This window comes from Tepidimonas sp. (assembly GCF_036824975.1).
GTDB lineage: Bacteria > Pseudomonadota > Gammaproteobacteria > Burkholderiales > Burkholderiaceae_C > Tepidimonas.
On record NZ_DAISZC010000080.1, the window covers coordinates 1 to 8548 of the forward strand.

The 8548-nt window shown below is 68.3% G+C and carries 10 protein-coding genes; 8 read left to right on the forward strand and 2 right to left on the reverse strand.

Annotated features, from left to right (window positions below):
* Positions 1–460: NRDE family protein (locus V7Z54_RS08755; RefSeq protein WP_334135906.1), on the reverse strand; the 460-nt coding region annotated here is incomplete at its 3' end.
* A gap of 87 nt (positions 461–547) precedes the next feature.
* Complete coding sequence (ygfZ, locus tag V7Z54_RS08760; RefSeq protein ID WP_334135909.1) at positions 548–1507, reverse strand: CAF17-like 4Fe-4S cluster assembly/insertion protein YgfZ; 960 nt, start codon at positions 1505–1507, stop codon at positions 548–550.
* 56 nt (positions 1508–1563) lie between these two features.
* Between ygfZ and mltG the strand changes: the two genes are divergently transcribed.
* From mltG to V7Z54_RS08800, 8 genes are read left to right on the forward strand one after another with little or no spacing between them, the layout of a single operon-like run.
* Positions 1564–2586, forward strand: a complete 1023-nt coding sequence (gene mltG / locus V7Z54_RS08765; protein WP_334135911.1) for an endolytic transglycosylase MltG — start codon at positions 1564–1566, stop codon at positions 2584–2586.
* On the forward strand, positions 2583–3248 hold the full coding sequence (gene tmk, locus V7Z54_RS08770; RefSeq protein WP_334135912.1) for a dTMP kinase: 666 nt from the start codon (positions 2583–2585) through the stop codon (positions 3246–3248). The genes mltG and tmk overlap by 4 nt, the downstream gene beginning before the upstream one ends.
* On the forward strand, positions 3245–4285 hold the full coding sequence (locus V7Z54_RS08775; protein WP_334135914.1) for a DNA polymerase III subunit delta': 1041 nt from the start codon (positions 3245–3247) through the stop codon (positions 4283–4285). Before tmk ends, V7Z54_RS08775 begins: the two co-directional genes overlap by 4 nt.
* Positions 4282–4662 (forward strand): PilZ domain-containing protein, encoded by a 381-nt coding sequence (locus tag V7Z54_RS08780; RefSeq protein WP_334135916.1) that lies wholly within the window; start codon positions 4282–4284, stop codon positions 4660–4662. The genes V7Z54_RS08775 and V7Z54_RS08780 overlap by 4 nt, the downstream gene beginning before the upstream one ends.
* Positions 4663–4714: 52 nt before the next feature.
* On the forward strand, positions 4715–5563 hold the full coding sequence (locus V7Z54_RS08785; RefSeq protein ID WP_334135918.1) for a TatD family hydrolase: 849 nt from the start codon (positions 4715–4717) through the stop codon (positions 5561–5563).
* A complete protein-coding gene (locus V7Z54_RS08790) occupies positions 5560–6231 on the forward strand; it encodes an ankyrin repeat domain-containing protein (RefSeq protein WP_334135920.1) in 672 nt (223 codons plus the stop codon). Before V7Z54_RS08785 ends, V7Z54_RS08790 begins: the two co-directional genes overlap by 4 nt.
* Positions 6232–6271: 40 nt before the next feature.
* Positions 6272–6733 (forward strand): tripartite tricarboxylate transporter TctB family protein, encoded by a 462-nt coding sequence (locus tag V7Z54_RS08795; protein ID WP_334135921.1) that lies wholly within the window; start codon positions 6272–6274, stop codon positions 6731–6733.
* A gap of 37 nt (positions 6734–6770) precedes the next feature.
* Entirely contained in the window at positions 6771–8285 is a 1515-nt protein-coding gene (locus V7Z54_RS08800) for a tripartite tricarboxylate transporter permease (RefSeq protein WP_334135923.1), read from the forward strand.
* Positions 8286–8548 lie beyond the last annotated feature (263 nt).

Here is an 8548-nt window from a genome sequence, read left to right on the forward strand (position 1 = left end):
CGCCCGGCGGCAGCCGTCGGCCCCGCCAGATCCCTGCCTGCAGTGGCGCCGGCACCGGCCCCGGATCCCGGTTGGTCAGCCAGATCCATTCGGCCCGGCGCACGTCGGCCAGCACAATGTTGCAGCCATTGACCGTAGCGGCGTCGTGGCGCCGGGCCCACGCCAGCCAATCGGCATCATCGCCCGCCAGCCACGCCGTCACCAGCGCACCGCGGCTGGCCACGCGCGCCGGCTCGGGAGGCCAAGCGCGCACATTGGTCAGCATCGCCAGTCGCCCGTTGTCGGACAGGGCCAGCCACGAGCCGCCCGCCACGGCATCCCGTCCGCCACAGACGCGCACGCCATTGGGCAGGGTCCACGTGTGCAGCGGCTGCGTCGCGCGGTCCCAGGACTCATCGCGGTTCGAGGCCACCCACAGCGGCATCCCGTCGTCGGCGATGACCCAGCCGATCAGACACATGGCGCGGTCCGCGGTCGCACCCCTGCCTGCGCCAAGCTGCAGGGCACAGGCGTGCTCCACCGGGGGCTTGCCCGCTGGCAGCAGCGTTCAAACATCCTGCAACAGCGGATAGGGCAGGGGCAGGGGATGCAGCGCCACCCCGTCGACAGCGCCGGCATGCAGCGGCTGCCCGTCGACGGCGCTGGTCTGCAGCGACACGAAGGCGTGCCACACGCCCGTTGGGTGCGCCGCTGCCTGCGCGATCAGACCCACCGGCTGGATGGGGTCTGCCGGATGGAAGACCTCCTGCCCGGCGGCGACGGGGCCGTCGGCCGCCATCAGGAAGCCACGCCGCTTCAGGGTCCCGCGGAACTGGCTGCGCGCCACCACTTCCTGGCCCGGGTAGCAGCCTTTCTTGAAATTGACGCCACCCACCGACTCGTAATTGATCATCTGCGGCACGAAGGCCTCGGCCGTGGCGTCGCTCACGTGCACGACCCCGCTGATCACATCCAGCCAGGGCCACAGGCCCGGCTCCACGTCGGGGCCTGCCGGCGCCGCAGCCGACGCCGGTTGCACGAGCAGGGCACGACCGCACCCGGCCGCTGTCGGCAGCCGCACCCAGGCCGCGCCGTCGGCACGCCACACCGACCAGGGCGTCGGCTCCAGCTGCGCCGGCACCGATTCGCCGACCACGCCCCACAGCCGCCACTGCTCGCTGGCGTCGCTCAGGCGCACTTTGGCGCGCAACACGAACAGGCTCAAGCGCTTGAGCATTGGCGCCAGCCGCTCGCGCGGCAGGACAAGCATCACGGCGTCACCCTGGCGCAGCACGATGGCACTCATCAGCATGCGCCCCTTGGGCGAACAGTAAGCGGCCAACCGGGCGTGGTGCTCGTCGAGCAACAACACATCCTGGGTCAGCTGGCCGTGCACAAAGGCCACCGCATCGGCACCTTCGGCAACCAACACTCCCCAGTCGGGCAGCGCGGCACGGCCGCGAGCCGGCAGCGGCGGCAGCACGGCGGCTAGGGCGTCAATAGCGGGCTGGGTACGGCTATCATCCATGCCGGTATTGTCGCGCAGCTGCCGCCGGCGGCTGCTAACCGTTGATCAACAACCCCGTGTCGTCCCTGGTTCGTTCCCGTTCCCCGCGCTGGCTCCTGTGGTTGGCCGCTGCCGTGCTGGCGGCCGCCACCGCTGCGGCGCTGTGGCTCAACCGGCCGTTGCCGTTGCGCCCCCACAGCGGCGCGGTGGTCGATGTCTGGATTCAGCCCGGACAGACGGTGGGGCAGATTGCCGACACCATCGTGCAGGCGGGGGTGGACACCCCGGCCCTGTGGCTGCACGCGTGGTTCCGGCTCTCGGGTCAGGGCCGGCGCATCCAGGCTGGTAGCTATGAGCTCACTGCAGGTGTGACGCCGCGCAGCCTGCTGGAGATGTTGGTCAGTGGCCGGCAGGCCACCCGCCGCATCACGCTGGTGGAGGGCTGGAACGTGCGCCAGGTGCTGCAGGCAGTACGCGCAGCCGAGTTTTTGCACGATGATTTACCCGCAGGCGACGACCCGGTGGCGCTGGCGCGTCATCTGGGCCTGAGCGCGGAGCACGCCGAAGGGCAGTTTTTCCCCGATACCTACGTTTATCCCAAGCGGTCGCCCGCCTCTGGCGTGCTGCGGCAGGCGGCGCGGGTCATGGCCGAGCGGCTGGCGCAAGCGTGGGCCCAGCGCCAGCCCGACCTGCCCCTGCGCTCGCCCCAGGAAGCGTTGATTCTGGCCAGCCTGATCGAGAAAGAAACCGGGCTGGAGGCGGATCGCGCGCGCATCGCGGCGGTGTTCGTCAACCGGCTGCGTCTGGGCATGCGACTGCAAACCGACCCGGCCGTGATCTATGGCTTGGGCGATACGTTTGATGGCAATCTGCGCCGGCGCGACCTGCTGACCGACACCCCCTACAACACCTACACCCGTGCCGGACTGCCACCGACGCCCATCGCCATGCCGGGCTGGGCCTCACTGCTGGCCGCGGTGCAGCCGGCGCGCACGCGCGAGCTGTATTTCGTGGCGCGCGGCGACGGCAGCAGCGCCTTCAGCCACACGCTAGAGGAACACAACCGAGCCGTGCGGCGCTATCAACTGGGACGACCATGACCGGCCGCACCAGCCTGACTCCGCGGCCCCCCGCGCCCGGGGTCTTCATCACGTTCGAAGGTATCGACGGTGCTGGCAAATCGTCCCATATCACGGCCCTGGCCCAGCGGCTGCGCGACGCCGGCCGTACGGTTACGCTGACCCGTGAACCCGGGGGCACACCCCTGGCGGAAACACTGCGCCAGTGTCTGCTGCACACGCCGATGGATGCGCTGACGGAAGCGCTGCTGATGTTTGCGGCGCGACGCGACCACCTGCGCCTGGTGATCGAACCGGCACTGGCCGCCGGGCAGGTGGTGCTGTGCGACCGCTTCACCGACGCCACCTTTGCCTACCAAGGCTACGGCCGCGGCTTCGACCTGACGGTGCTGGCAACCCTGGAGGACTGGGTGCAGCGTGGCGCCCACGGGCCGCGTCAACCCGACCTGACCCTGTGGTTCGACGTGCCGCCGGCGCTGGCAGCTGCCCGGTTGGCAGCGACGCGTGCACCGGACAAGTTTGAATCTGAGCCGCAGGCATTTTTTGAGCGCGTAGCCGCTGGCTACGCGGCCCGCCAAGCTGCTGCACCGCAGCGCATCGTGCGCATCGACGCCAGCGTGGCGATGGCGGCCGTGTGGACACAGGTTGAACACGCGGTGCGCGCGCGGGGGTGGCTGCCGTGACACTGGCACCTTGGCTGCAGCGGCCGTTGCGCGCGGCGCTGACGCTGCGCGGTCATGCCGTGCTGCTTGACGGTCCGGCGGGACTGGGCCAGCTGGAGCTGGCCGAGGCGCTGGCGCAGTCCTGGCTGTGCGAGCAGCCGTCAGAGCAGGGCGCATGCGGCACGTGTCCATCGTGTCATGCCTTTGGCGTGCGCACGCACCCCGACCTGTTTGCGTTGATGCCCGAGCAGCTGGCGCTGGAGCGCGGCTGGCCACTGGATGCAGCCACCCAGGAGCGGCTGCAGCGTCGGGACGGCAAACCGGCACGCGTCATTCGCGTCGAAGCCACGCGCGCCGCAGTGGCGTTTGCGCAGCTGTCCTCGGGCCGAGAGCAAGGCAAGGTCATTCTGATTCTGGCGGCGGAGCGGCTCAATGTCGAGTCCGCCAACACCTTGCTCAAGACCCTGGAGGAACCCCCGGGGCGGTTGCGCTTCATCCTTGCCACCGAGGCGCTGCACCAGCTGCTGCCCACCGTCCGCAGCCGTTGCCAGCGCCTCGCGCTCGCCTGGCCCGGCGAAGCCGAGGCGCTGGCCTGGCTGGCTGCCGCCGGGGCCGACGTGGGGCTGTCCCTGAATGACGACGACTGGCGTGCCTGCTGGCGCGCCGCCGGTGGCCGTCCACAGGAGGCGCTGGCGTGGGCCCGCTGTGGCGTGCGCGCGCCGATGTGGCGGGCGCTGCCGCAGCAGCTGGCCGGCGGCGACTGGTCGGCGCTACGGGAATGGCCCCCAGCCCGCCAGCTGCAACTGCTGATGCTGCTGTGCCATGACGCCCTGGCACACGCCTGCGGGGCAGCGCCGCGCCACTTCGATGCCGAGGCGCTGCCCCGCAGCACTCCCGAGCGCCTGTGGGGCTTCTGGCGCAGCCTGCAGCAGGCGTGGCGACACGTCGACCATCCCTTCCAGGCTGCGCTGTGGGCGGATGCCTGGGCCGAGCGCACGCGGGCCGTCTTCACCGGCGCCTGCGCCGGCACGTCGGCAGCGCTACACTCCCGCCCATGAGCTCGGCCCCCACCGCCGGCGGCGACACCACGCCACATGCCCGTCCGGCTGTCATCCAGCTGGCGATCAAAGAAAAGGGCGCCCTCTACGCCGCCTATATCCCGCTGTTTACCGACGGCGGCATCTTCGTGCCGTCCACGCGGCAGTACACGCTGGGCCAGGATGTCTATGTGCTGCTGACGCTGCCGGAGGACCCGCAGCGTTACCCCATCGCGGGCAAGGTGGCGTGGATCACGCCGCCGGGCGCTACCGGCACGCGCACCCAGGGGATCGGCGTAGCCTTTCCGCCCGACGAAAAGTCACGCCGACTCAAAGCCCGCATCGAAGAAATCCTCGGCGCCCACCTGGCCTCCGACCGGCCGACCCAGACGATTTGACCGCTTGCCGGGGACGCGGCCCCAGCGGCCCCGGCGATTTCCCGCTGACGCGATGTACACCGATTCCCACTGCCATCTCGACTTCCCCGAATTGCAGACGCGCCTAGACGAGGTGCTGGCGCAGATGCGCGCAGCGGGCGTGACCCGTGCGTTGTGCATTGGCACCACGCTGGAGGGCTTCGACGCCGTGCACCACATCGCACTCACCCGGCACCCTGAGGGCCCGGCCCTTTGGGCAACCGTGGGCGTGCACCCCGACAACGAAGGGGTGCAAGAGCCCTCGGTTGCCGACCTGCTCGAGCGGGCAGCGCTGCCGCGCGTGGTCGGAATTGGGGAGACCGGGCTGGACTACTACCGGCTAGGCGAGCGCAGCGTGGCCGACATGGCGTGGCAGCGGCAGCGTTTTCGGGTGCACATCGCCGCGGCCCGGCAGACGGGATTGCCGCTGGTCATTCATACCCGGGCGGCAGCCGACGACACCCTCGCCATCCTGCGCGAGTGCGGTGGACTGGGGTCGCGCCACGATGATGCGCCACCAGCCACCGGCGTATTTCACTGCTTTACCGAGAGCCTCGACGTCGCGCGCGCGGCGCTGGACCTGGGCTTCTACATTTCGTTTTCCGGCATCCTCACGTTCAAGAACGCGGCCGATCTGCGTGCCGTGGCCGCCTATGTGCCGCTGCAGCGCTGCCTGATCGAAACCGACAGTCCCTATCTGGCCCCGGTGCCGCACCGCGGCAAGATCAATACCCCCGCCTACGTGCCGTTCGTGGCCCAGCAGCTGGCCGCCATCAAGGAGGTCAGCGTCGATGTCGTAGCCGAGGCGACCAGCGCGAATTTCGCTGCGCTGTTTACGCGGACTCGCGCGACCGCCAGCGAAGAAACGTCATGTTCCGCATGAAAAAGTTTCTTCATCTAATTGTTTTATTGGTTTTTGTGTGCGGCAGCCTACCCGTGCAGGCGCAGCGCTCCTACGAGCGCTTTTTCACCGCAGTCGCGCGCGACGACGTCGCCACGGTTCGTCAGCTGCACCAGCGTGGTTTCGACCTGAACAGCCCCGATCCGGAGCTGACGCCGCCCTTGGTGTTGGCGTTGCAGCGCGACGCACTGGCGGTGGCCCGCTACCTGGTGCTGCAGCCCGAAGTGGACGTCGAGGCCGTCAACGCTGCGGGTGAAAACGCGCTGATGATGGCCGCGCTGCGCGACCACTTGCCACTGGTCGAGCAACTGCTGGCGCGGCGCGCGCAGGTCAACCGTCCGGGATGGGCGCCGCTACACTACGCCGCCACCAACAAGGGCGACCATGCGCTGGCCATCACGAGACTGCTGCTGGAGGCGCACGCCTACATCGATGCCGAATCCCCCAACGGCACCACACCCTTGATGATGGCGGCGCGCTACGGACGCGAAGAGGTGGTGCGCCTGCTGCTAGAAGAGGGTGCCGACCCCACGCTGCGCAATCGCCTCGGTCTGACCGCCATCGACTTTGCGCAGCAGGTCAGCCGGCAGAGCGTCATCGATATGATTGCGGCTGCCATTCGTGCCCGGCGGCCGCGCGGACAGTGGTAAGCACTGGCCATGGATTGAGGTTTGCAGGAGTCAGTACGACATGGATACCCTACGCACCCGTCGTGACGCCCACGATCTGTTGGGCGGCCTGTTGATGGCAGCCCTAGGCTTTGCCGCCGCCTGGTACGCCTACCAGCACTACGAGCTGGGAACCCCGCGCAACATGGGGCCCGGCTTTTTCCCGTTCGGCCTGGGGCTGCTGCTCGGCATCCTGGGCGTGCTGATCGCGCTGCCGGCGCTGCTGCGGCCCGGCGTGCGCATCACCGTCGCGTGGCGGACGCTGGCCTGCATCACCGGCGCTTTGGTGCTGTTCGGGGGGCTGCTGAAACCGCTCGGCTTGGTCGCGGCCACGGTGCTTGCCGTGCTGCTGGCCTCGCTGGCCGACCGCAGCATCCGCTGGCGCACGCGCCTCATTGCCGCAGCCGTCATCGCAGCTCTGTGCTGGCTGGTGTTCATCGCGGCACTCAACATGGTGCTGCCGGTGTGGCCTTGGAGCGCCTGATTCGGCTGCGCCCCCTTTTAGTGACAGGATAACCCGCGTGGACATCGCTCAAGGACTCTGGCTCGGTCTGCAGCAGGCCCTGCAGCCGATGATGTTGCTGTACTGCTTCATCGGGGTGTTTATCGGCACGCTCATCGGCGTGCTGCCCGGCATCGGCGCCATGGCCACCATCTCGCTGCTGCTGCCCGTCACCTACCACATCCCGCCCACCGGCGCCATCATCATGCTGGCCGGGGTGTACTACGGCGCCCAGTATGGTGGCTCCACCGCCTCCATCCTGCTCAACCTGCCCGGCACGCCGTCGTCGGCGGTGGCGTGTCTGGATGGCTACCCGATGTCGAAGCAGGGCAGGGCAGGCGTGGCACTGTTCATGACCACGATTGCCTCCTTCGTCGGTTCCATGCTGGGTATTGTCATTTTGGCCGGCTTTGCTCCGGCGATTGCCGAACTGGGGCTGAAGTTTGGCCCGGCCGAGTACTTCTCGATGATGCTGCTTGGGCTGGTGGCCGCCTCGACGCTGGCGTCGGGCTCGCCGCTCAAAGGCCTGGCGATGGTGGTGCTGGGCCTGCTGTTGGGCACCGTTGGCACCGACATCAACTCGGGGCAGGCGCGCTACGACTTCGGTATCCCGGAGTTGATGGACGGCATCAACATCGTGGCGCTGGCCATGGGGCTGTTTGGCATCGCCGAAGTGGTGGGCTCCGTCAACCAGCCGCGCGAGGGGCAAATCAACGAAAGCATCACGTGGCGCTCCATGATGCCCACGCGCCAAGACTGGAAAGCGTCGATCATGCCGATGCTGCGCGGCACCGGCATTGGCAGCTTCTTTGGCGCGCTGCCCGGCACCGGTGCGTCGATCGCCTCGTTCATGGCCTACGCCGCCGAGAAGAAGGTGGCACGCGACCCGTCGCGCTTTGGCAAGGGTGCCATCGAGGGGGTGACAGCGCCCGAGGCGGCCAACAACGCCGCCGCGCAGACGGCGTTCGTGCCCACGCTGTCGCTGGGCATCCCGGGCGATGCGGTGATGGCGTTGATGCTGGGCGCGCTCATCATCCACGGCATCCAGCCGGGCCCGTTGCTCATGACCAACCAGCCCGACCTGTTCTGGGGGCTAATCGTCAGCTTCGGCATCGGCAACATCATGCTGATGATTCTGAACTTACCGTTGGTGGGCATGTGGGTGGCCATCCTGCGCATTCCATACAGCGTGCTGTACCCGGCGATCTTGGTCTTCATCGCGCTGGGCACCTACAGCGTCAACAACAACGTGTTCGACATCTACATGGTGGCGGCCATTGGCGTGCTGGGCTACGCGCTGGCGGTGCTGCGCTTCGAAGCGGCGCCGCTGATGCTGGGCTTCGTGCTGGGGCCACTGATGGAGGAAAACCTGCGCCGCGCGCTGCTGCTGTCGCGCGGCGACGCCATGGTCTTCATTGAACGGCCGATCAGCCTGGGCTTCGTGCTGGCCAGCGCGGCGCTGCTGGCCTGGAGTCTGTGGAGCCTGCTGCGTGTGGCGCTGCGTGCCCGTGAGCAAATGCTGGAGGCTCGGTAAGTACGACGGCAGCCTCGCCGACATCCACCCAGTGGGTCAGCTGGCCGCGGCCGACTAAGCAGCTGCGGCTCTACGCACATTTCGAGGCAACGCGCGCTTGGGGCCATCGCCTGAGGTGGATCCAAGCACGACCCAGAGGCCGGCCGATTCAGCTCGATTGTGGGCAGACGACCGCCGGACTTCGATTGCTTCGGCCAACCCAAAATGGGACCTACATCCCGATCGTCACCGTATAATGTTCTACAATGTGTATTATGTTAAGT

Excerpts from the sequence above, each read along its gene's own strand:
- V7Z54_RS08785 (WP_334135918.1), top strand. The coding sequence starts at position 4,715 with ATGTACACCGATTCCCACTGCCATCTCGACTTCCCCGAATTGCAGACG.
- V7Z54_RS08790 (WP_334135920.1), top strand. The coding sequence starts at position 5,560 with ATGAAAAAGTTTCTTCATCTAATTGTTTTATTGGTTTTTGTGTGCGGC.
- tmk (WP_334135912.1), top strand. The coding sequence starts at position 2,583 with ATGACCGGCCGCACCAGCCTGACTCCGCGGCCCCCCGCGCCCGGGGTC.
- V7Z54_RS08780 (WP_334135916.1), top strand. The coding sequence starts at position 4,282 with ATGAGCTCGGCCCCCACCGCCGGCGGCGACACCACGCCACATGCCCGT.
- V7Z54_RS08795 (WP_334135921.1), top strand. The coding sequence starts at position 6,272 with ATGGATACCCTACGCACCCGTCGTGACGCCCACGATCTGTTGGGCGGC.
- ygfZ (WP_334135909.1), bottom strand. The coding sequence starts at position 1,507 with ATGGATGATAGCCGTACCCAGCCCGCTATTGACGCCCTAGCCGCCGTG.